General features: G+C 24.2%; 18 protein-coding genes. 3 read left to right on the top strand and 15 right to left on the bottom strand.

What is annotated here, in order from left to right:
• Positions 1-94 precede the first annotated feature (94 nt).
• Together pdxT and MarbSA_RS10125 are read right to left on the bottom strand one after the other, a co-directional pair.
• Positions 95-718 (bottom strand): pyridoxal 5'-phosphate synthase glutaminase subunit PdxT, encoded by a 624-nt coding sequence (gene pdxT, locus MarbSA_RS10130; protein WP_042703684.1) that lies wholly within the window; start codon positions 716-718, stop codon positions 95-97.
• Positions 719-1,507: 789 nt separating this feature from the next.
• The gene (locus MarbSA_RS10125) at positions 1,508-1,978 is read right to left on the bottom strand and encodes a HEAT repeat domain-containing protein (RefSeq protein ID WP_054835958.1); all 471 of its coding nucleotides are present in this window, start codon (positions 1,976-1,978) and stop codon (positions 1,508-1,510) included.
• Between the two features lie 481 nt (positions 1,979-2,459).
• Here MarbSA_RS10125 and aksF point away from each other — a divergent pair, with 481 nt between their 5' ends.
• Positions 2,460-3,500: a homoisocitrate dehydrogenase gene (gene aksF, locus MarbSA_RS10120; RefSeq protein ID WP_221061556.1), complete on the top strand. Its 1,041-nt coding sequence runs from the start codon at positions 2,460-2,462 to the stop codon at positions 3,498-3,500.
• A gap of 246 nt (positions 3,501-3,746) precedes the next feature.
• Here aksF and argB read toward each other — a convergent pair whose 3' ends face one another.
• The 4 genes from argB to MarbSA_RS10100 all read right to left on the bottom strand — a co-directional run bounded on the left by argB (position 3,747) and on the right by MarbSA_RS10100 (position 8,486).
• The gene (argB, locus tag MarbSA_RS10115) at positions 3,747-4,652 is read right to left on the bottom strand and encodes an acetylglutamate kinase (protein WP_221061555.1); all 906 of its coding nucleotides are present in this window, start codon (positions 4,650-4,652) and stop codon (positions 3,747-3,749) included.
• Positions 4,653-4,894: 242 nt separating this feature from the next.
• Positions 4,895-6,301: a glutamate decarboxylase gene (gad, locus tag MarbSA_RS10110; RefSeq protein WP_054835468.1), complete on the bottom strand. Its 1,407-nt coding sequence runs from the start codon at positions 6,299-6,301 to the stop codon at positions 4,895-4,897.
• Positions 6,302-6,396: 95 nt separating this feature from the next.
• Positions 6,397-7,665 (bottom strand): bifunctional ornithine acetyltransferase/N-acetylglutamate synthase, encoded by a 1,269-nt coding sequence (gene argJ, locus MarbSA_RS10105; protein ID WP_221061554.1) that lies wholly within the window; start codon positions 7,663-7,665, stop codon positions 6,397-6,399.
• 503 nt (positions 7,666-8,168) lie between these two features.
• The gene (locus tag MarbSA_RS10100; RefSeq protein WP_054835871.1) at positions 8,169-8,486 is read right to left on the bottom strand and encodes a hypothetical protein; all 318 of its coding nucleotides are present in this window, start codon (positions 8,484-8,486) and stop codon (positions 8,169-8,171) included.
• Positions 8,487-9,525: 1,039 nt separating this feature from the next.
• Here MarbSA_RS10100 and MarbSA_RS10095 point away from each other — a divergent pair.
• Positions 9,526-9,723, top strand: a complete 198-nt coding sequence (locus MarbSA_RS10095; protein WP_042703676.1) for a hypothetical protein — start codon at positions 9,526-9,528, stop codon at positions 9,721-9,723.
• A gap of 148 nt (positions 9,724-9,871) precedes the next feature.
• Here the strand turns inward: MarbSA_RS10095 and MarbSA_RS10090 are convergent, their stop codons facing one another.
• From MarbSA_RS10090 to MarbSA_RS10065, 6 genes are all read right to left on the bottom strand, one after another.
• On the bottom strand, positions 9,872-11,077 hold the full coding sequence (locus tag MarbSA_RS10090; protein ID WP_054835620.1) for a hypothetical protein: 1,206 nt from the start codon (positions 11,075-11,077) through the stop codon (positions 9,872-9,874).
• Between the two features lie 141 nt (positions 11,078-11,218).
• The gene (locus MarbSA_RS10085; protein ID WP_221061553.1) at positions 11,219-12,262 is read right to left on the bottom strand and encodes an NYN domain-containing protein; all 1,044 of its coding nucleotides are present in this window, start codon (positions 12,260-12,262) and stop codon (positions 11,219-11,221) included.
• Between the two features lie 326 nt (positions 12,263-12,588).
• Entirely contained in the window at positions 12,589-13,359 is a 771-nt protein-coding gene (locus MarbSA_RS10080) for a metallophosphoesterase family protein (protein WP_042703672.1), read from the bottom strand.
• Between the two features lie 102 nt (positions 13,360-13,461).
• On the bottom strand, positions 13,462-13,812 hold the full coding sequence (locus MarbSA_RS10075) for a nascent polypeptide-associated complex protein (RefSeq protein WP_221061552.1): 351 nt from the start codon (positions 13,810-13,812) through the stop codon (positions 13,462-13,464).
• Positions 13,813-14,362: 550 nt separating this feature from the next.
• A complete protein-coding gene (locus MarbSA_RS10070; protein WP_054835891.1) occupies positions 14,363-14,770 on the bottom strand; it encodes a hypothetical protein in 408 nt (135 codons plus the stop codon).
• 219 nt (positions 14,771-14,989) lie between these two features.
• A complete protein-coding gene (locus MarbSA_RS10065) occupies positions 14,990-15,400 on the bottom strand; it encodes a tetratricopeptide repeat protein (protein ID WP_042703669.1) in 411 nt (136 codons plus the stop codon).
• Positions 15,401-16,026: 626 nt separating this feature from the next.
• On the opposite strand from MarbSA_RS10065, the gene MarbSA_RS10060 reads away from it, so the two are divergent.
• The gene (locus tag MarbSA_RS10060) at positions 16,027-18,273 is read left to right on the top strand and encodes a right-handed parallel beta-helix repeat-containing protein (RefSeq protein WP_221061551.1); all 2,247 of its coding nucleotides are present in this window, start codon (positions 16,027-16,029) and stop codon (positions 18,271-18,273) included.
• Between the two features lie 11 nt (positions 18,274-18,284).
• Here MarbSA_RS10060 and tgtA read toward each other — a convergent pair whose 3' ends face one another.
• From tgtA to glf, 3 genes are all read right to left on the bottom strand, one after another.
• Positions 18,285-20,276, bottom strand: coding sequence for a tRNA guanosine(15) transglycosylase TgtA (gene tgtA / locus MarbSA_RS10055; RefSeq protein ID WP_221062097.1), 1,992 nt, complete (start codon positions 20,274-20,276; stop codon positions 18,285-18,287).
• 781 nt (positions 20,277-21,057) lie between these two features.
• On the bottom strand, positions 21,058-22,413 hold the full coding sequence (locus MarbSA_RS10050) for an MnmC family methyltransferase (protein ID WP_244987874.1): 1,356 nt from the start codon (positions 22,411-22,413) through the stop codon (positions 21,058-21,060).
• Between the two features lie 173 nt (positions 22,414-22,586).
• Complete coding sequence (glf, locus tag MarbSA_RS10045) at positions 22,587-23,687, bottom strand: UDP-galactopyranose mutase (RefSeq protein ID WP_221061550.1); 1,101 nt, start codon at positions 23,685-23,687, stop codon at positions 22,587-22,589.
• Between the last annotated feature and the right edge of the window lies 1 nt (position 23,688).

Genomic DNA, 23,688 nt, shown 5'->3' with positions numbered 1-23,688 from the left:
TAAATTAAAAATTAATATTTAAAAATTTATTAATTTATATATTAATTTAAAAATTATTTTTTAAGAATCACTATTTAAAAATTATTATCATTATTTAATTATCATTATTTAACTCTAAAATCTGATTCAGATAATACTCATGTAATCTTGTATCATCTGTTAATTCAGGATGGAAAGACATAGCTATGTTATTTCCTTGTTTAACAGCTATGATATTTGAATCAAGGACAGAAAGTATTTGAACCTGATTTTTAATATTAGAACTCTCATTTTTATTTCCATTAAGAATACTCGAAACAGAAGGAGCTCTTATAAAAACTCCAGGATAAGAATAATTGAAGATATTAATTTCATTCTCAAAAGAATCTCTTTGTCTTCCAAAAGAATTTCTTTTAACTTCAATGTCCATAATACCAAGAATATCCTGATCATAGTCTGTTTTTTTAGAAAGAAGAACCATACCAGCACAAGTTCCAAATACAGGAATCTTATTTTCAATGATTACTTTATCAATTCCTCTTTCTTTAATAAGCTTACCAATAACTGTACTTTCTCCTCCAGAAATTATAATTCCATTACATTCTGCTACTTCATTAGCATATCTAACTACTTCAGTTACAATTTCATTATTTTTACCCATGTTTTCAATAGCTTTCAATGTCATTTCAACATGTTCACTAACTGCACCTTGTAGATTCAATACTCCTATTTTAATCATAATACTATTCCTTAATATTCCTTTAATTATTAATCAAATTTAAATTTTCATTATTATTTATATATCATTTAGCTTTTCATATATCAATAGCTTTTGATATATATCAATAGCTTTTTATTATCTAGATTTAGATTAGAATTAATATTTAAATTAAATTTTATCATTTAAATAAAAAAACATTTGCATACAGATTTTAGTAATATAAAAATAATATAACAATTAAAAATTAAAATCTAATAATTAAAAATTACAATAAAATTACAATTAATAGATAATAAGGAATATTAATACAGAATATATTTATGGATAATTATCAGCAGTATTAATATAGCTTTTATCATATATAAATTTACCGGAAATATCTTTCCGATTAGTTAATTTTTCTGAAAAATTACATCAAAGAATAGATTTTTTTTTGAAATTGTTTAAAAAAATTAATAAATAATATATTATTTTTATTTTTCAACAAAAACTAATTTTATTACTTTTTATAATTATTTATAATTATTAATAAAAATAATTAAATAATAGTTAAAAATAAAATCTAAAATCTCTTATAAAAATAAAAAGAAAATATTAAAAATAAAAACAAAAAATAATGAAAAATAAAGTTATTAAAGCTTTAATAATATTATATAATAATACAATATGTTTTATAATAATATAATGTATTGATTATTTTAATAAATATATAAAATATTAGCTATTTTATATCGGTTATTTTAATAAAAATATTATTTTTAATAAAGATAGTATATTACCTATTTTAATAAAGATATAAAATACCAATTACTCTTCGATATTATCTAAAGCAAACTTAGCACCAGTTCTTACAAATCCACTATCATCATCAAGGAGTGATTTCAAAGGATCAATAGCATTTTTATCTCCTATTTTGCCTAAAGCCCATGCAGCAGCCCCTCTAACTCTCCAATCTTCATCATCAAGAATAGCTATCAAAGGATCAACAGCTTTATCACCCATACGACTTAGTGCAGTTGAAGCTTCTCTTCTAACAAGCTTATTATTATCTTTTAAAGTAGCTATAAGTGGATCAATAGCTTTTTCATCACTTATAACACCCAATAGTTTTGCAGAAGACATTTTTATATTTTTATTTGTACCTTTAGTAGATAAAGCTTCAATAAGAGGATCAAGAGACTCTTCAGATCTAAATTCAAGAATTCCAAGTGCTTCTTCTTGAACAAATTCATCATCATCATTCAAATCCTCAATAAGTTGTTTTATAGTTTTTTCCATAACAATAACTCCTATCATTTTATAAACTTTATTTCCATTAAATTTTATTATCATTTTATTCTAATTGGAAATTTTTATAAATTTCTATATAATCTATATAAATTATAATAATTTAATCTTAATATTAGATATATAATACATAATATAAATACTTTGACATAATACGAACTATATTTTAATACTTTTAATTATTTAAATATGAATTCAAAACATTGAAAACATAAAAAATTAAAAATATAACCTATAGTGTAAATTATATTATTCATAAGATAAATATTTAACTAAATCAATAAATTTAACAATAAATAAATCAAAAATTATAAATTTAAAACTAATACCAATAAAAACATCAATTAAAAAAAATATTATTAAATTATTAATTAAATTATATTAATTAAGTTATATTAATTAAATATTATATTTAATTAAGTTATATTAACTAAAAACACCAATAACAATAATCTTAATCGAGAGATAATCTATGAAAAAGGTAACAACTATAGCTGGGGATGGAGTAGGAAAAGAAGTTATGGAAGCAGGTTTAACTATTTTAGAATCTTTAGACTTAAATTATGATTTTATCGAATCAAAAGCTGGATTTGAATGTTTTCAAAACTGTGGTACAACAATACCTGAAGAAACTATAAAAAATGCTAAAAAAAGTGCAGCTACTTTATTTGGAGCTATTACTTCTACACCAAGTGAAAAAAGCCCAATTATAACGCTTAGAAAAGAACTCGATGTATTTGCTAATTTAAGACCTATAAAAACATTTGAAGGAGTAAATTCACTATTTAATAATATTGATTTTTTAATAATTAGGGAAAATACAGAAGGCTTATACTCTCAAATAGAGTCTTTTGAAAAAGAGGAAGAAAATAAAAAAAATAGTAAAATCACAAAAACAATAGCTAAACGAGTGATAACTAAAAATGCAAGTACAAAAATATGTGAATTTGCATATAAAACAGCGATAAAAAACAATAGAAAAAAAATTACTTGTGTTCATAAAGAAAATATACTAAAAAAAACTGATGGTATATTTAAAGAATCATTTTACAAAGTAGCAGAAAAATATTCAGCAAAACACCCTGATATAAAAGCTAATGATTATTATATAGATGCAACTGCAATGTATTTAATAACAAAACCACAAGAATTTGATATAATAGTAACAAGTAACCTTTATGGAGACATATTATCTGATGAAGGAGCAGGATTAGTTGGTGGTCTTGGACTATCACCTTCAGCCAATATAGGAGATAAAAATGGTTTATTTGAACCAGTTCATGGCTCTGCCCCAGATATTGAAGGAAAAGGATTAGCTAACCCAATAGCCATGATACTATCTATAAGTATGATGTTAGAATTTTTAAAAGAAGATTTTTATTCTAAACAAATTAATAAAGCTGTTGAAAATGTTTTAAAATCAAAAAAAATAGCTACTCCTGATTTAGGAGGAAATTCAAAAACATCTGATGTTACTATGGCTATTAAAAAAGAATTGGAAAGTATAATTTAAAAAACAATGCAATTAGTAAAAATTGCTTGAAAGTACCTAAGTAAATTAATAAATAAAAATAATAATAAAAATAATAGTAATAATAATAGTAATAAAATATTAATATTAACGATTATAATAATAAATATAATATAACTAATAATTATAAAAAATAATTTAAATAAATATTAATAAGAATTAATAATAGAAAAAATAATAAGAGTAATAATAGAACTCTATAAAGTTATAATGAGAAGAGTAATAAAGCTACAATGTAATCATAGTTCCAATACCTTTTGTAGTAAATATTTCAAGAAGTAGAGAATGTTTAACTCTACCATCTATAATATGAGCAGATTTTACTCCTCCTTCAATAGCCTTAACACAAGTTTCTATCTTAGGAATCATACCTCCACTTATAGTTCCATCCTTAATTAAATCATCAACTTCATCTACTTTAATCTTTTTAATTAATGATTTAGGATCATTAGGATCTTTAAGTACACCTGGAACATCGGTTAAAATTATTAATTTTTCAGAGTTCATTTTACTAGCTACTTCTCCAGCAACAGTATCTGCATTAAGATTTAATGTATTTCCATTATCATCTACACCAATAGGAGATATGACTGGAATATAATCATTATCAGTGAACATTTGTACAATTTCAGTATTTAAAGAGTCAATTTGACCAACTAGACCTAAATCAATTTCATGTTCCTCACCTGTTTCTTCATCTGTTATTCTATGAGGAGCTTTTTTAGAAGCTACAATTAATTGACTATCTTTTCCTGAAATACCAGAAGCTTTTCCACCATGAATACCAATTTTAGAAACAATTTCGGTACTAATTTTACCAACTAAAACCATTGTGACAATATCCATAGTCTCTTCATCAGTAATACGAAGCCCCTTAATAAATCTAGGCTCTTTACCCATTTTATTCATAGAACGAGTAATTTCAGGACCTCCACCATGAACAACAATTGGTTCCATGCCTACATATTTAAGTAAAACTGTATCTCTAGATGTAGAGTTCATAGCTTCTTCATCGATCATAGCATGACCACCATACTTTATCATGATTTTTTTATGATGAAATTCTTTTATATAAGGTAATGCTTCAATAAGAAGATTCGCCTTATTTGGTTTATTATTCAGTTCCTCTGACATATCTTTCACAACAAATTATTATAAAAAGATCATAATATAAAAATATTACTAAAAATATTACTAGAAATATTACTAGAAATATTAATAAATAATTTAAACTTATTTAAAAATTAAACTTATTTAAAACTATAAAGTTATCTTAAAATACTAAGTTTGTTTAAAGATAATAACTAAGCTTATTTAAATATATAAATTTATTAAAAGAATAAATTTATTAAAAAGAATAAATTAGATATAAAAAGTTAAAATATATTAATGGATGGTTCTTTTTCTGGATCATCCTTTGAATCTTTTTTATATCCATCAAAAATATTATTCAAATCTTCAACTAAAAGATCAGCCATATCTCTTGTGAAATTCTCTTTTATAACAATTCTTAAAACTGCGATATCTTCAGCATTAGCTGGTAAAGTATATGCTGGAACTAGCCATCCTCTTTCACGAAGTTTTCTAGAAATATCAAAAACAGTAAGATTATCTGCACCATCAAGATCATCTAAATTATCAAGTTTTATAGCTAATATTGGTAAAACTAACTCTTCATCTAACAATTTAAAATATCCAGTATTTTTAAGAGTGTTTGCAAGATAAGTAGCTGTTTCCATTAAATTGTTCATAATACCCGAATATCCTTGTTTTCCAAGTCTTAGAAGATTATAGTATTGTGCAATAATCATACTACTTCCTTTTGAGAAATTAAGATTAAAGGTTGGAATAATACCACCTAAATAATTAACCTCAAAAATCAAATCTTCTGAAAGATATTTTTTATCTTTAAAAATTAACCAACCAACACCAGGATAAACAAGCCCATATTTATGTCCAGAAACATTAATAGACCTAACATGAGAAAGTCTGAAATCCCATTTAAAATCAGGATCAAGGAAAGGAATTATAAAAGCACCACTTGCACCATCAACATGAATTGGAATGTCCCAACCTTTTTCTTCTTTAACATTAACTAAAAGATCATTAATCTCTTGTATTTGGTCAATTTGACCAGTGAAAGTTGTTCCAAGAACTACACCAACAGCAATAGTATTTTCATCAATATTTTCTTTAACTTTATCAGCAGTTAACGTATATTCGCCTTTTTCCATTGGAACCATCCTAAGTTCAACATCAAAATATTTGGCAAACTTCTCCCAAACAACATGAACATCAGCACCCATAACAATATTGGGATTAGAACAATCTTTACCTTCAGCCTTCCTAGTTTCTCTCCAAGTCCATTTATGAGCAAGAACTCCCAACATTATAGCTTCAGATGAACCAATGGTACTAGTACCAAGAAAATCACAATCTTTTGGAGCATTAAACAGTCTTGCCAACATATTTATTACCCTATTTTGAATAATCTCAGTTTGAGGATACTCATCATTATCAACAAAATTCTTCCCATTAGTCTGATTAATAAGCATATCTGCTTCTGGCTCCATCCAAGTGGTTACAAAACTTGCAAGGTTTAAATTAGGATTACCATCAAGATTTAACTCATCATTAATCAATTGGTACGCTGCTTTAGAAGGCATACCATCATCAGGAATTTCAAATTTAGGAATAGGTTCCGAAACATACCTAGTACCATAAATAGAAGAGTTTTTTCCAGTTTTTTTCATATCTTTTAAATTTACTTTATTTGAAAGCATATATTTCATCCTACCTTTTAATTATTTAATTTTTTATTATTAAAAATTAAAATGATAATCTATTTAATTAAATAAACATTTTTCATAAATTAAATTCAAGTAGTATACTCTGCATTAATTTTAACATAATCATAAGTTAAATCACAGCCATAAGCTATAGCATTATATTTTCCATTCTTTAAATCAATGATAATTTTTATTGATTTTTCCTTCATAATCGACTCTGCATTCTCAAGATTATCTGTTCCTTCAAAAGCTAAAATTTCACCATCAAGTACCAAGTCAACAAGATTATCATTGGAAGATATTGCAATAGTAATATCATCAGGATCTATGTGAGCTCCAGAATATCCTACAGCAGCAACAATTCTACCCCAATTAGGATCTCCACCAAAAACTGCACTTTTAACAAGTGGTGATTTAACAACTGATTTAGATGCTATTTGAGCATCAGATTTTGATTTAGCTCCTCTAACTTCCACTTCAATAAATTTAGTTGCACCTTCACCATCTTTTGCCATCTGTTTAGCTAAATCTTTACAAAGAACATTTAATCCTTCTTGAAAATTTTTATCTATATTTGAATCATTTACTTTATTTACTAAAATACTATTTTTAGATTCTCCATTTGCAAATAAAAGAACTGTATCATTAGTACTTTCATCTCCATCAACAATAACCATATTAAAACTATCATCAACTGCTTTTTTTAAAGATTCTTTTAAGGTTTTCTGATCAGCAATAGCATCTGTAGCTATAAAGCATAACATTGTCCCCATATTTGGAGCAATCATACCAGTACCTTTACAAATTCCACCAATTTTAACTTTTTGATTATTTTCTAATGTAACTTCAACAGATGCTTGTTTATAAACAGTATCAGTTGTCATTATTGCTTTTGCAGCATTTATAGAAGCATTATTTGAATTTTCAAGAACTTCGCTAGTTTGGTTAATTAATCGAAGGATAATATCCATTGGCATTTTTCGACCAATTACACCAGTTGAAGCAATTGCAATTTCAGTTTTAGGAATTTCAAAAATTTTTGAAACAATTTCAACAGTAGTTTCACAGTCAAATACTCCTTGATCACCTGTAAAACAATTAGCATTTCCACTATTAGCTATAATTGCAGACAACTTTCCATTTTCAATTGTATTCTTAGTGTATTCAACAGGGGCTGCAATAACTTTGTTAGAAGTAAAAACACCCACAACATCAGAATTTTTACAGACTATGATAGAAACACCATATTTTCCATCTCGAACACCAGCTACCTCAACTTTAGAAACAGCACATATTCCTCCATCTATTACCTTTATTTTTTCTGTAAAATCCTTATGTATATCTTTTTTTGTTATCATTATACACCTGATAAAATTAATTTAATAAAGTCTTCATAAATCTATTTGTTAATAAATTTATTTGTTATATCTAATATTTGTATATATCCATTATAAATTACATAATTAACATCAAATATCTAATAAAAAAATGTTGATAATTTATAATTTATTGTAATTTTATATTATATAACTAATTTTAAATTATATAGCTAATTTTAAATTATATAAATAATATTTAAAAGATAATACTATGAAAAATACTTAAAAGACAATAATATAAACAATACTAATACGAACAATGCTTAAAGAGGAATAGATAATTTTAAAGTTAAAATAGCAGAACACTAGCAAGCATGATTAGTAAAAATATAACATAAAATTTTAAATAAAGGAATATTTCAAATAAAGGTTTAAATAAATAAACACTATAATAAGTTTTTAATTTAAAAAGTGTATAAAAATAGGTTAAGAATACCTAAAGCAAGCTAGTTTTGTGGGGTTAACTACTATTTTTTAAAAATTTAACCTATTGTTATACTATGACTATTATTTTTTACTAAATCCTCTTCAGAGTAATAAACTCCTGAATTTGATGAATTTGAATCAGAAGATAGATTATTTTCCTCAAAAGGATATGCGTCCATATTATAATTAGGATTATCTTGACTAATATTGTTAGTTACATCAATAGTAGTATTAACTGGTTCATGAGCATCTGATGAATTAAAACTATCTCCAGATATACCAACAGCAATTCCAATACCAGACCCTAATCCAAATGCTATCAATGAGATTATTAAAGCTATTACTATCTTCCCATCATTGTTTTTAGAACTCATACTTCCTCCATTATATAAGTCGTATAATATAAGTCTTAAATCATTGAGCCACACCAATGAATTTGAAAAGTATATAAATCCACCCTTAAAGATTTAAATACTATTTTCAATTGCAAATTGATTTTTGAAATTGAAACATCCGCCAACTAATTCATAAACAATCTTAATCATTCGTATGATCTTTAATTACCCTTATGATTTTCTCATAATAAATGAAGAATTGTTTATTTTGTTTATTTTATGATTTTTAATGATTTGTCTATTTACTGATTTCTAAACATACTGAATTAATCATTTGATAGATAATAAACTAAAATAAAAATATACTTGTTTGTATTTGCTCTCATATTAATATTTATTTTCAATTATGAGTAATTTGATAAGTCCATTTTTATTTCAGTCTATAAATTTGAGTAAAAAGTCATAGATATAATCATAATTATAGTAACAAATATAATCATATAGCCATAATTATAAGAAACCATAATTATAAGATTCAATAATGAATCACAGACAATTTTACTACAAAATTGATGATTCTATTTAAAGAAACATTAAGCAACATGTTGTTTTATAAAAGAACATGTTACTTAATATCAACAATGCAATTTTATCATATATTGATAACCATATATATAATTTATTATGTGTGTATGTGTGTACACAAATGTACAAAAATAAAATTTTAAATTTAAATAATTTGATTTTCAAATAAAAATTCTAAATATGATATAAAAACCTAATAAAAGTATTTAAAAATAGTAAATTAAAATTAAAATCTTTATAATTAATATAAATGATAAAAAGACTGTAACTAATAAGATTTTTAAAGATATCTATTTTAATAAAAATAATTGGTAAATAAATGATTACATACACACATACACATAAAATTATTTATATAGATAAATAAAAATTTATATATGAATTATATATAAAAATATAAAAATATACACAAATATATAAAAATATAAATAAAAGAATAAAACCTAAAATAAACCAAAAAAAATATATATAGAAAAAAGATAATGTATTTATAATGGTAAATAAAGAAGAAGTTGACAGAATCTGGAAATTATCAGAAAAGTCAAGAATGAATATATCTCTTCCAAAAGACTTAGCTAATTGGTTAGATGAAAATGCATCAATTAATTGGAGATTAGACAAAGGAGCTAGGTCAAAAGAAGTTACAAAGCTACTTCTTGAAGCTAAAAGAAGAAGCGAAGAAGAATTATAATAAAAAACCTAAAAACTATTTTTACAATATCAACATACTATTATAAACGAGTACTAATTTTATAAATAATAATTTTATAAATAGAATTAAAATAATAAATTTATAAATAGAATACTATTTTTATAGATAAATAAAATTTTTAGTTTAGTTAAGAAGCTAAAGCATATAAAGCTGCTAAAATGACTATTACAAAACTATATTCCCAATAACCTAAAATAGTCATGAAGTAAACAAGGATGAATACTAAAATAAAAATTCCAATTAACTTAGCTCTTTTATTTAATAGTAAATTTATAACAGTTCTAAAAAATTCTGAAGGAATATAATAAGCATAAAGACCATTAGCAAGATCAAAGACAACTAAAGACAAAGGATTTGATATTTGAACTTCATCGGCAAGTTGAGCTCTCTCTCCTGCTTCTCTTCTACTTTTTCCTATACCTGCTCTAATCTTAGCACCATTATTAAGAATATACCATGCAGTATCAAGACCTGCTCGAATAGCTAAATCTTTACTTGGGAATCGAGCAATTAAATCATCTCCACCTTCTCTATATCCTTCAATTTTTCCATTACATTCAATTTCCATGAAATTTTTAACACCAGTCATTAATTCAACTAATTTATCCCTACCATAATCATTAATAAACTTAGTAGAATCAATTACATCTATAAAAAGATAATTTTGAAGTTCTGGAGTCGTAGCAGAAGACTTTAAAAAATTAGAATCAAAAACAAGTGCATATTCTCCACCTAATTTAGTAAAACCAACACCTGAAACCTCACCAACTTCTTTAGTAAGATTAATTGAACGTTCTATAGCTGCAGCACCAGTCATTCCAACAGCAGCACGAACATTAATACCATTATCAAGACCCATTCCAACTAATTTAATAGCTACTCTAATAGCATCATTTTTAGAAAGAAGTTTCGAAACAATTTCAGTAGAACTTTGCTCTACAATCTCTCCTTTTTCTTCCATTATAATATTAGAAAATTCATTTATAATTAAACTTGAATTAGAAAGCTCAACATAAAGATAACGGTCACTACCCATTATAATATTACTTACAAGAGCAAATTCCTCAATTTTATTTTCAGCAGGTTTTAACTCATAAAAATGATGGTTTTCAGGAATATTTTCTTCACCAACATCACGCAATAGGTTGTAAAAAATACTATCAGTTGTAATTTCTGCTTTTTCAAGCTCCATGAGCATAGTTTGAGTGAAATTAAACATTTCAACATATTCAATTTCTAAGGGAGTTGTTGGATAATATTTAGTGCCAATACTAATGATTTCATGCTTAGTTAAAAGTTTAAATATATATCTAGTAAGTCCATGATCAGCCATTTATTGCCCCCTTAATATTTTTAAGTAGTATACCTTAATATTTAAGTAGTATAAATTTAAATTGAGTTTATTAAAATAGATTATTTATCTTATATATTATTAATCTTATAGATTATCATATTTAGATTAAATATCTAATAATTATTTATCTTCCTTTTTCCCATATTTCTCATTTTTATCCAAATAAGTCTCAAATTCCCCAGGTTTTTCTAAAATAATATCTGGTTTAACAGCAACAAACGGAAATTTCCAAGATCCCATTCTTCCAGCTACAGTACTTGCTATGTTTCGAGAATTTTTCTTTATAAAAACCTCATCATGAGAATTAATTTTAATTTCAACGTTAAAAGGAGCTTCCTCTTCAACTTCATCAGAATAAAGAATATTAAGCTCAAATGTACCTGGTTTCATGAAAAGATCATTTCTAACAGCAATAAGTGGCCTTTTATCGAGTCTTAGCCTGTCAGCAATAGTAACAGAAATATTACCTGCACTCTTAACAGCTTCCTTATAATCCTTAGGATGAACTAAAACAAAAATAACATAAGGTGCCGATGTTTCAACATCTTCCACCATATCCATAACCTTATCAAACATAGGAAGCTTAGAAAATAAGCCCTCAATTTTATTACCTACTCCATCTTGCTGAGACTTATCCATTCGGATTATGGACTCTTTAGCTATGTTTAATGGGCTAAATTCAATTCCTTCCTTTCCTTTATAAACTTCCCATCGTTTACTTTCAATAGATAAAAGAATATCATTACATATATGCTGAAGAATATTTTTATCCTTTTTTGGTTTTTTAGATTCTCCAATAGTTATTTTTTCACCATCAAAGGAAAATGGCAATCTCCTACTTTGTATATCTTTGAATTCATCATTAAACTCTCTGAAAAGATCATTTGAGAGAATCTTTGCATTTTCTTCTTCAGCTAACTCAAGAATAAAATGATCTGCATTGTTACCTGCTGGAACTTCTTCAATAGCTTCTTCATCAAGTAAATGAACATACTTTTCTTTATCATCAATTTCGTGTTTAAGAGAAGCATCAGCCATAATAACAAAATCATACCCTTTATCTTCTAATGCTTTCACTGCAGAAAGAATATTAGCTAACTTAGGACTTGAATCATTTCCTTTACCAAAATGGGCTACATTAGATGCATCTATGATAACTTTCAATTTATCACCAAAAATCGATTATTATTAAAATTGATTATTATTAAGTATGAATTATATTAAATGAAATTCCAATAGAGATAATTTCCAATAATGTTTACGATAATAATATAATAGTTAAACATATATTTAAATTTTACTACTAAATATCTTAAAAAACAAAATAAATTAGTCTTATAAGACTAATTAAATTGATTAAATTAATTAAAATAAAAAATAAAATCAAAATTAAATAAATTTAATTAAATAAAATCAAAGAAACATTATAAAAGAATTTATTAAAATATAAAAATTATAAAAAATTATAAAAAGTAAAAACTATAAAAAGATTATATTCTATTAAATTTTCCTAAAAATATTTTTTCATCATTGATATTGTTTAAAATAACGTCGATATGATCAGAGCGAATATGATAAGTATTATAAGAGTTTTTATCCTTACCTCTTAATTTAATAGATGAAACTGAACCTGCATTTACAAATAATGTATTTTCCATTCTCCAAAGGTGAGGAACATGCTTATGTCCACAGATAACCATATTAACATCATGATCTATAAGACTCTGTAAAATATCTCCTGCATCTGATAAAACATTTCTTTCTCTTCCAGTTTTTGGAACTGGAATTACATGATGGTGCATAGCTACAATAGAAAAATTAGAGTTCTTCAAAGATTTATTTAACTCATTTTCCATCCATAATTGTTGAGGTCTACCAATATGCCCCCTATCAATATCTGGTCCACTACTATCCATACCAATTACAGTCAAATCTTCATCTTTAGTTAAAACCCAACTACGTTCCCCAATTAACTCTTCAAAAATTTCATATCCAACATTACGAGCATCATGATTTCCAGGAACAGCAAACAATGGAAATTGAATCATAGAAAGATATTCTTTAGCTTTTAAAAATTCAGAATAATATCCATGGTCAGTAAGATCTCCAGTAACAATCACCATATCAGGACATAAGTCATTAATCTGATTTACAACCTCTAGGAATATCTCATCATCAAATGCATTATTGCTAACATGCAAATCAGATATATGAGCTATTACAGTTTCAGAATTTGAAGAATTTTCATTTGAATCTGGCATATTTTTCACTATTTATACTAAAATATTTTTGTGAAGTTTGTAAGAAGCTTATAAAAAATTTATAGGAATCTTCTAATAGTTTATAGGAATCTTCTAATAAATTTATTGACTTAGTTTTAAAATAGCTTCTGCTAAATCGCCATTAGTAGATATTAGGGCCTCTTCAGCATCTACTTTACTTACCCCAGCTTGATTTGCAACCATCTCTATGTCTTCATCAGGAATAACAATTTCAGCATCTATTTCAACTTCAACAGCAGTACCAGTAACTTGATAGGTTTCTTGACCCATAACATTCATAAGATTTACTTCAGCATCAGGAATAACAAGTTCTTTATCTTCAAATCGAATGATAACTTCTTTAACATCAGGAAGGTCTTTCATTTCCATTCCCATCTTTTTCATTTGTCTTTCCATTTGCTTCATTTGTTTTGGATTCATTCCAGGTATCATAAATATCTTCCTTAAGTCATTGAATTATTTAATAAATTTTTTATTTATAAAAATTCTAAATAATTATTAATTTTCAATAATTATAAAAATTCTTATTTTTATAAAATTAAGAAATCTTTAATTTTTGAATAAATATTAAATTTTATATAAGACATTGATAATTAAAAATATTGAAATTATTTATTTTAAGAATTTTTATTAAATAATTATATTAATTTTATTAAATTTAAAATTTTATTAAATTTATTAAATACTTATATTATTTTGAATTTAATATATTTTATTATACTTTATTTATATTTTAAATATTTATTTATATAAAGTCTTTTTTGTGATAATTAATTTAATAAAATGATAATTTTACTAAAATGGTAATTAAAAAAAAAAGATTATTAAAATAAATAGTTATTAAGATAATAAAAATAATCAATACTTCAAAAATAACTAAATAAAGAAACTAAATAAAGAATAACTAACAAAAATTACTTAAACAAAACTAATTAAATAAAAATAATTAAATTCTTTAATCTATAACTCTATAATATTATAGTCAGTCTTTCGATCCTATGAATTCAATGTTGTTATTCTCATCAATATTTATTATAAAATAGCTACCATTAAAATAATCAGGATTATTTAATAAAATGAGCTCTATAAAAGAATAGTTATCCTTATTGAAATTAATAGTTAATGATTCAATATATAAACTATTAAAAAAATCATCCTTTGTTATTGGAAAGTGTACTTTAGAACCATCATCTAACATATAACACTCATCAGAAGAACATTCTAAAAAAGTAGCTGAACTAGTAATATTTTCAGCTAACTCTAAAATATCATCCTTAAATAAAGTTTCTTGGATTATACTTTTATTTTCATCGACAAAACTTATTATTTTAATTATATCTTCAAAAAGATCTTCTGAAATATGATGATTTCCTGAAGTATTAATAAACAATTCCACTTCTTTTTTCCATAGATTTATTTCAGCTTCAAATGAAGAATAACTACCTTCAATGAAATCTTCAATTCTTAATATAAAAACACCTCTTAAGATAAATCAATGAAAGAATAAGATTTAGATAATAAAGATTCAAATAATTAAAATTCAGATGATAAGAATTCAGATAAGTTAAATTTAGATAATAAAAATTCAGATGAGTGTGCTATTTATTTGTTAAGTATTCTTTTCATCTTCTAAGAAATTTTTACCAAGAAATAGGTTAATTTTAAGAGCTTCAAAATGATTTTTTATAGTTTCATTATTTTCATCTAGTTTATGAGCAGTTTCAAACTCTTTTAAAGCATCATCAAAATTTTCAATATTCAAATAAGCATAACCTAATCTAAAGTGCCAAAAAGGATCAGATTCACCTTTATCTTTAATTAAATTAAGTTCTCTAATAGCTGATTGGAATTTGTTAACACTATTATATGCTCTTATTAAGTAAGAAGTTGTTTCATAATCCCTATCTTCTTTAGGAATTTCTAATACTTTATCTATTACCTTTTCAAAACGAGCATTTTCATACCAATAGTTAAGTTTTTTCAAAAGTTTTTCTTTTGTTAGATCATTATTTAAATTCATTATTTCTCCAATAATTTTTTTATTAATACACTATTAAATTTATCATTAATTCCTTATTAAATTTATTATTAAGCTTATCATTAAAATTTTATATTAATTTTATATTACTTTTATACTATTTCTATGTTGCTTTTATGTTATTTATGGTAATTATAGTGTTTTTTATTTTTACTATTTTTTATATTATTTTATTAATTATATTGATTATTTTCATATTATTAAAAAATCAAAGATTTCTTAATTTTATAAAGATAAAAAATTTTTATAATTATTAAAAATAAATTTCATTATGAATATAATTTCATATCTTATTTATGATTTAAATCAAATAATTTATTATATTTCATTATTATTTTAATGTTTAATTAAAAATAGATTAATAAAAAATTTAAATAATCATAAATAAAAATATAAACATTAAATAAAAATATATTTAGAACATTAAAAAAATCGATATGTAATAATATGCAATAATATTTTTATGCAAAGCTATTTAAAAACTATTTAAAAGGATCTTTTATAAATACAATTTAATTATTGGGGGTAGAATTATTTCAAAAAAATTAATTAGAATCAGTATCTTAACATTTTTAATAATATGTTTATCATTAGTAGTAAACTCAAGTATGGCAACTACAGTTGAAATTACAAATACCACTGAAGGGGGTATTAAAAATACTATAGATGCTAATGATATAATTAAATTAAGTGGTGGAAAATACACAGGTGAAAATAACACAGGAATCCAAATAGCCAAAAGTAAAAATATTACTATAACAAGTAATGATACTAATAATAAAGCAATTATTGATGGTTCAAATATAACTAGTTTTATAAGTAATAAGGGAGATTTAACACTAATCAATCTTATACTACAAAACTTTAATGGAAATAATGGTGGAGCAATATACAATGAGGGAAATCTAATTATAATAAACTGTACATTTTTAAATAATTATGCAACAAATGGAGCTTCTATTTATAATCAAGATGGCAGTCAAACTATAAGTAACTCTAACTTTATTAATAACACTGCAAGTTATGGAGGAGGGGCTATATATCACTATAGAGGTATTCAAGATATAAATAACTCTAATTTCAGATATAATACTGGATTTCATGGAGGAGCTATCATTTATATCTATGGTAATCAAATTATAAACAATTCTAACTTTACAAATAACACTGCAAGTTATGGGGGAGCTATTTTTAACCATTATAGTAATCAAACTATAACCAATTCTAACTTCATAAATAATACTGCAACCGAAGGTGGAGGTGCTTTCATACAAATAGGTTTTGTTCAAACTATAATTAATTCTAATTTCACAAACAATAGTGCAAATTATGGAGGAGCTATATACAAATTTGGAGGGAATCAATTTTTAATCAATTCAAAGTTTAAAAACAACACTGCAAATAGTTATGGTAGTGCCATATACAATCAAGAAGACAAATTTGATATAATTAACTCATATTTTGAAAATTCCAAAAAAGCATACAATTTACTAATTTATTCCGATGTTCCTTTAACTATTATTAATAATACTATTTATAATATTAATAATCATGGAATTTTTATAAACAATAGTAATAATTCTAGTGATATTTCAAATAATCATTTTTATATAGATTATAATGAAAATAACTCAAAAATTAGGAATATCTCAATTAATGGTACTATTTTTAACAATTTTTTTACAATCATTATAAAGGGTAATGATAATAACATAACCGGAATAACAGAAGCTAAAACTACTAATTCTAATTATTATAAACTTGAAATAATTGGAAACAATAATCAAATTATTAAAAATGAATTAAATGGTTATATAATCAATAAAGGACAATATACTATTATTAAAAATAATAATTTATATAACAACAAGAATAAAGATAAAAATAGTAATTTTATAATAGAAAATCGATGTATAATAGAAAATCAAGGCAATAAAGCTATTATTAGTTATAACAAATTAACTTTAACAGACAATCAAAATGGAATTATTAATAATGGTTCCAACAATCAAATAAGCAATAATATTATTAATGGTGGGTTTATAGCAATAAATAGCAAAGGTAATAACAATCAAATATCATATAACAATATTAACAAAGCCAATACCGGTATTAAAGTATCAGATAAATCCAAGATACTGAATAATAAAATAAGTAATAGTAGATATGGAATTGTTAATAAAGCATCCAATTCACTAATAAATAAAAATCAATTAAACAACACTCAATATGGAATATACAGTAATGGCATTAATAATCAATTAATAGGAAATATTATAACACAAAATAAAAATGGAATAACAATAAAAGGCAATGAAAATAATATTAAAAGTAATAATATTAAATACAGTAAAAAAGGAATAAGTGTTAATGGAAACAATAATAAAATAATTTATAATAATTTAAACAGTAATAACAATCAAATAGTATCAAATGGATCCAAAAACTTTATTTATAACAATAAAATTGTTAAAGGAAACCTTGCAATAAAAGTTAATGGAAATAAAAATAAAATATTAAGTAATAATATAAAAAAACCAAAGAACTATGGAATAAACTTAAAAGGAAATAGCAACACAATACAATCTAACAAAATCACAGGAAACTCAATACAAAAAGGTTATGGAGTATACACTTATAAAAGCAAAAACAATATTCTCAGAAAAAATTCAATATCAAAACATAAATATGGCCTAAATATTTTAAAACAATCCCCAAAGAATAAAATAATATCAAACAAAATAGAAAAAAATTATTATGGGTTAATAGTTAATAAAAGTCAAAAAATTTCAAAGAAACAAATTTCAAAGAATAAAATAAAACAAAACAAAGTAAATTTTAAAATAATTAAATAATAGAAAGAGGATTATGAAACTATATTTCCAAATCCTTTTCTTGTTTTTATAGCTTGACCTGTACTAAAATCCATTATCTCATTATGATTTAATAAAGCCTTACCAAAAGCTAATAATTCATCATCTTCATTAACTATTAAAACTTCATCTTTAGATCTAATATTAATATCACAATCAAGTACAAATTTAGAGAAAACACTTTTACCTTCACGAGCAAAAGGTTCTGAATCTTTATTTACAACGACCCTATTTTCAGGAAACGCTTTAAAACTATGTAATCTTTTTGCTCCTTCTTTAGCTAAAACAAAAAACGAATCAGAAGCTCTCATATTAGCTATAAGGGTGCCGTTAGAATAAATATGTCTAATCTTTCCAGTCTTTTTACTTTTCTCGATTTTAAGATTCCCTTCAAAGAGAAATTCCCCTACACCATTACCAAATTGATAATCAGCTATAGCTTTAACCTTTCTTTCATCATCCTTTATAAATTTTACATTATCTGAATCAGGATGAATATTATAAAGACCAATACCTAAGAGGTCAATTATTTTAGAACTAATCAATGTTTGATCATAATACTCTATAAATTCAGAAATAAAATTCTCTATAAACTCTATAGAATCAATATCATTTATTTTAGGAGATTCATTCTGAGACAAAGGATAAACTTCATCAATGTCTAAAGGTATAAGACAGAATGGAACATCTAAAACCATAAAATCAGTGTTATCTAAATCTAAATCTCTTTCACTACCATAAGTATAAAAATCACCAAAATCAGATTTATTAATATATTTTGAGTATGGTTTTCTAGATTTAGGCAAAATAACCAAATCTCTCTTTTTATCCATATTTTTAAGTTTATTTAAGTGTCTTGTAACTTCAGGTCGTCTTAAAGATTCAGAACCTGTATAAAAAAATGCAGATTTTTTAATCCTTGGATCATAAATTTCTAAATCATCAGTATATTTATCTAACTGTCTACAAGCATCTAAAAGCATTGGATGAACTCTACATCGTTCTTCAACTAACTCCATCAAATCTCCATCAATGATAGCTTGTCTAACAACTCTTAATTCTGCAAAACTAACATTTAAATTATGTTCAGCTATGAGTTTTGTTCTCTCTTCTTTTTCCATAGCCCTCAAATCATCAGGAGTATAGTTATTACAAATTTCACATGAACATGGCATTTCTTGCAAATTTTCAAGTTTATAAGTTCCACGTGTGGTTAAAAACCTATCATCTTCAGCATATAAAATATAAGCTGCAGAATCAAATAAATCACAACCCATAGCTACAGCTAATGCAAAAAGCATTGGATGACCTGCACCCATAAGATGACGAGGAGTAGAATCTGGAAGGTGAGATACAGAAGACATAACAACATCCACTAAATCTCTATACTTGTAATTCTCCATTAAAGGTACAACCGCACCTATAGGATATAAATCTGCATTTAACTTTGAAAGTTCATCTGCACAATAGGATCTAAGTTCAGGATAAGTTGAACCTTGAACAACTGAATTTAAAAGCATCTCCATATTTTTAGCTTCTTTATATTCAACAGCTTCTTTAGCTCTCTCTAGAGTTATTTTTAAATCTTCTTTAGTTTTTTCTATTGTTTCATAAGGAGCAGTTGGAATATCAAGAGAAGTGCCAATATCTGTTTTAATAGCTTCTTGAAACTCAATAACTTCTTTATTACTTATATCAACATCTCCATAAACCGAAAGCTGAAATGAACCAGAATCAGTCATGACAGGACCATCAAAGTTAATTAGTTTATGAATCCCTTCAGATAAAGCTTTTTCTCTTAATTCTTCGTCTTTATATACTAAATAAGCATTTGTAATTACAATTTCTGTATCAAACTTTTTAACATCAATTTTTTGTTTTTTTGGATGAATAACTGGCATTAAAGCAGGAGTTTTAACAGTTCCATGTTTTGTTTTGAGCAAACCAACTCTCCCTCTACTATCTTTATATTTAATTTCAAAAATGATAATTCCTCCAAATCAATATTCATTATATTATTTTTAATATATGGTTTTAAAATACTTAAAAATATTTTGAAGTATTTTATTTGTTAGATTATTTTAAATTATTTATACCATTCAATTATAAATTATTTAAATTAAACATATTAAATAAATTAAATAAATAGTTAAAACTTCTATAACTTTAAAGTACTATAATTTATAGCCTATTATAAAAATTTATAAAGTAATATTATAATTATAAACTAGATTATAATATTTAAAATATTAATAATCTATTATTTTAAGTACATTATACTATAAATAAGTATTCATAATAATTTAATCACGAAGATTATTTTAAATCTAATTATATTCTAATAAATTATATTAAAATTATTATAATATCCTAACATTATTTGTTATATCATGATTAGATATTCTGATTTTATTATAATAATTATACATAAGTATTATTTAGATAAGGATTATAATAATCCTTATTTTAAGCAAGGATTATTTAAATAAGGATTATTTAAATAAGAATTATTTAATTTTATATCCTTAAAAACTCATTAAAATATTATAAAAATTCTTACTATTTAAATAATCATATTTACAATAAACATATATAAATATTACTAAAATAAAGCCACAATAATGAGTTTAAAGAGTAAAAATAGATTTAAATTAAAAAATTATTTTAATGAACAAAAAATTATTTACTATAATAGAAATAATACCAAAAAATATATTAGAATGAAATTAAAATTTAATAAATTAAAAATAAAAAGTCTAAAATCTATTATTTATAAAATTCATTATTAACGACCTTTAAAAGTCTCTTATTCATTTTAATAATTCTATCTTTTGAATTAAAATTAATAGTAGGTTTTTTATCATGATATTGTTGAGTTTCTATAATATAAATTGCTTCTTTTGATTTTAAATCTGGAATATTCACCTTATTAAAATTCCTAAGAATTCTTCTTTTTAACTTTTCATCAGAAACATCCTCCCCAAAAAATATTGGAGTTTGAACAGCTGAAGAGATTTTGTAATTGTGTCTAGCTAATGATCGCTCTTTATTCCTATTTTCAAGAATTTTCTCACTATCAAAGTCTAAATTTGGATCACGAAAAGGAATTCCTGCATCAGATAAAGCTATTGTTCTCTCATCATTAATAGGAATATTTTTAGAAATATTATTAATATCTAAAGAAGCTATTGTTCCACCAGATTTTCTACCAAAAACAGGGCCTTCACCAATATAAAAACCAGCTTCAACAAAAGCAAAACGAACTCCTGCAGCTAAAGTATAAGTAGCTATAATACCATTGTCTTTAATAATCCTTTTTAACTCCTCAAAAAATTCAACAGTACACAATTCAGGAGCCATAGCTGGTGAATAAGGATCTAAAAAAATTGCATCATAAGTGTTATCTTTTAAATTCTTTACAGTTTTACGAGCATCTTCACAGAAAATATTAATATCAACATTTTCAGGGATTTTTGAATTTTCAATTTCTAGTTTTGCAAAATCCTCATCAATAAGCTTAGATTCAATTGCCTTTTTAATAAAATTATGACTCTTTATAGGAGAAGGTATTAAAAGACCCATAGCTAATGTTTCAATAGAAATTTCTACCATATCAATAGAAAGAACCCCATTATCTCCCTTATTTTTCAAAAATTCTTCAATAATAGCTGATGAGTTATATCCTAAACCACTACATATATCTAAGATAGCTATATCTTTTTCATAAGAAAAATTATGAAAATTATGAAAACTCTCTAAATCACTACCATTTTCTATTAAATTATTTTGAATATAGCTATGTTTAAATGGTTTGACAAATTTTTCGAATGATTCTGTAATAGCACCATTTGAGTTATGCATACTTTCAACTTTTCCATCAAAATCTGGAGAGTTTATTGTATATGATCCATCATCAGTTTTGATTATATACTCATTAACCATTTTTAAAAGTTCTTTTCTATATTTGATATTTGAAGTTTCTTTTTCTTTTAAAAGGTATTGATTGATTATTTCATGAAAATTTTCAATAGGACTTGATTTCTTAATATCCTTTGATTCTGTAATATTATCTGATTTTTTAAAACCTAAATGATTATTCATAAATAGAGTATATATTTTCATATATAAAAATCATTATTCTCTATAAGTTAATCAATACATTATAGAATCAGTGCAAAAAATTAGTATTATATAGTCTTTTAATTGTAATACTAGCATTATAAATATATAAATTTCATAAAGATTATGAACAATAACTATACTACAAATTATACTAAATTATAGTAAAATTAATATTAGTTTATTTCATTTTTTGCTGTTTTTAGAGCTTCTTTTATTGTTTCCCACATGTCGTAGTATTTGTATTTTGCTAATCTTCCTCCGAAAATTATGTTTTCTTCATTTTTAGCTAATTTTTCATATTTTTTGTAAATTTTAGAGTTTTTATCATCGTTTATAGGGTAGTATGGTTCTTCATTTTCTTTATATTTAATTGGATATTCTTTTGTTATGATTGTTTTATTTGTTTTTGTGTTTTCAAAGTGTTTGTGTTCAATTATTCGTGTATAAGGAATTTTATTTTCAGTATAGTTTATAACTGCATTTCCTTGGAAGTTTTCAATATTTTTTATTTCAGATTCGAATTTTAAAGATCTATATTCAAGTTTACCATAACAGTAACCATAATATTTATCAATCATTCCAGTGTAGACAATTTTATTAGCTATATTCTCCCACTTTTCCCTATCTGTGAAAAAATTCGTGTTTAATTTAACTTTCACATTTTTTAATAGTTTTTCTATTATTTGTGTGTATCCTCCAATTGGTATTCCCTGATATTTATCATTAAAATAGTTATTATCATATGTGAATCTAACAGGAAGTCGTTTTATAATAAAAGAGGGAAGTTCACTACATTTTTTACCCCATTGTTTCTCAGTGTAGCCTTTAACTAATTTTGCATAAATATCTCTTCCAACAAGATTAATAGCTTGTTCTTCTAAATTCTTCGGATTTTGAACATTCTCATTATTTCTTTGTTTTTCAATTATTTTTTTAGCTTCTTCAGGAGTCTTACAACCCCACATCTTATAGAAAGTATTCATATTAAAAGGAAGATTATATAATTCATCTTTATAAATAGCTACTGGAGAATTTGTATATCTATTAAACTCAGCAAATTGATTTAAATAGTCCCAAACTTCTTTATCATTAGTATGGAAAATATGAGCACCATATTTATGAACATTAATACCATTCAAATTTTCAGTAAAAACATTCCCCCCAACATGATCCCTTTTCTCAATAACCAAGCAACTCTTCCCTAACTTACCCACCTCATAAGCAAAAACCGATCCAAAAAACCCAGAACCAACAATCAAATAATCATATAACACT

The organism is Methanobrevibacter arboriphilus, assembly GCF_019669925.1.
In the GTDB taxonomy this organism is placed as follows: Archaea; Methanobacteriota; Methanobacteria; order Methanobacteriales; family Methanobacteriaceae; genus Methanobinarius; species Methanobinarius arboriphilus_A.
The sequence above is the reverse complement of the archived record's forward strand: the minus strand, read 5'-3'. Positions and strand labels throughout refer to the sequence as shown.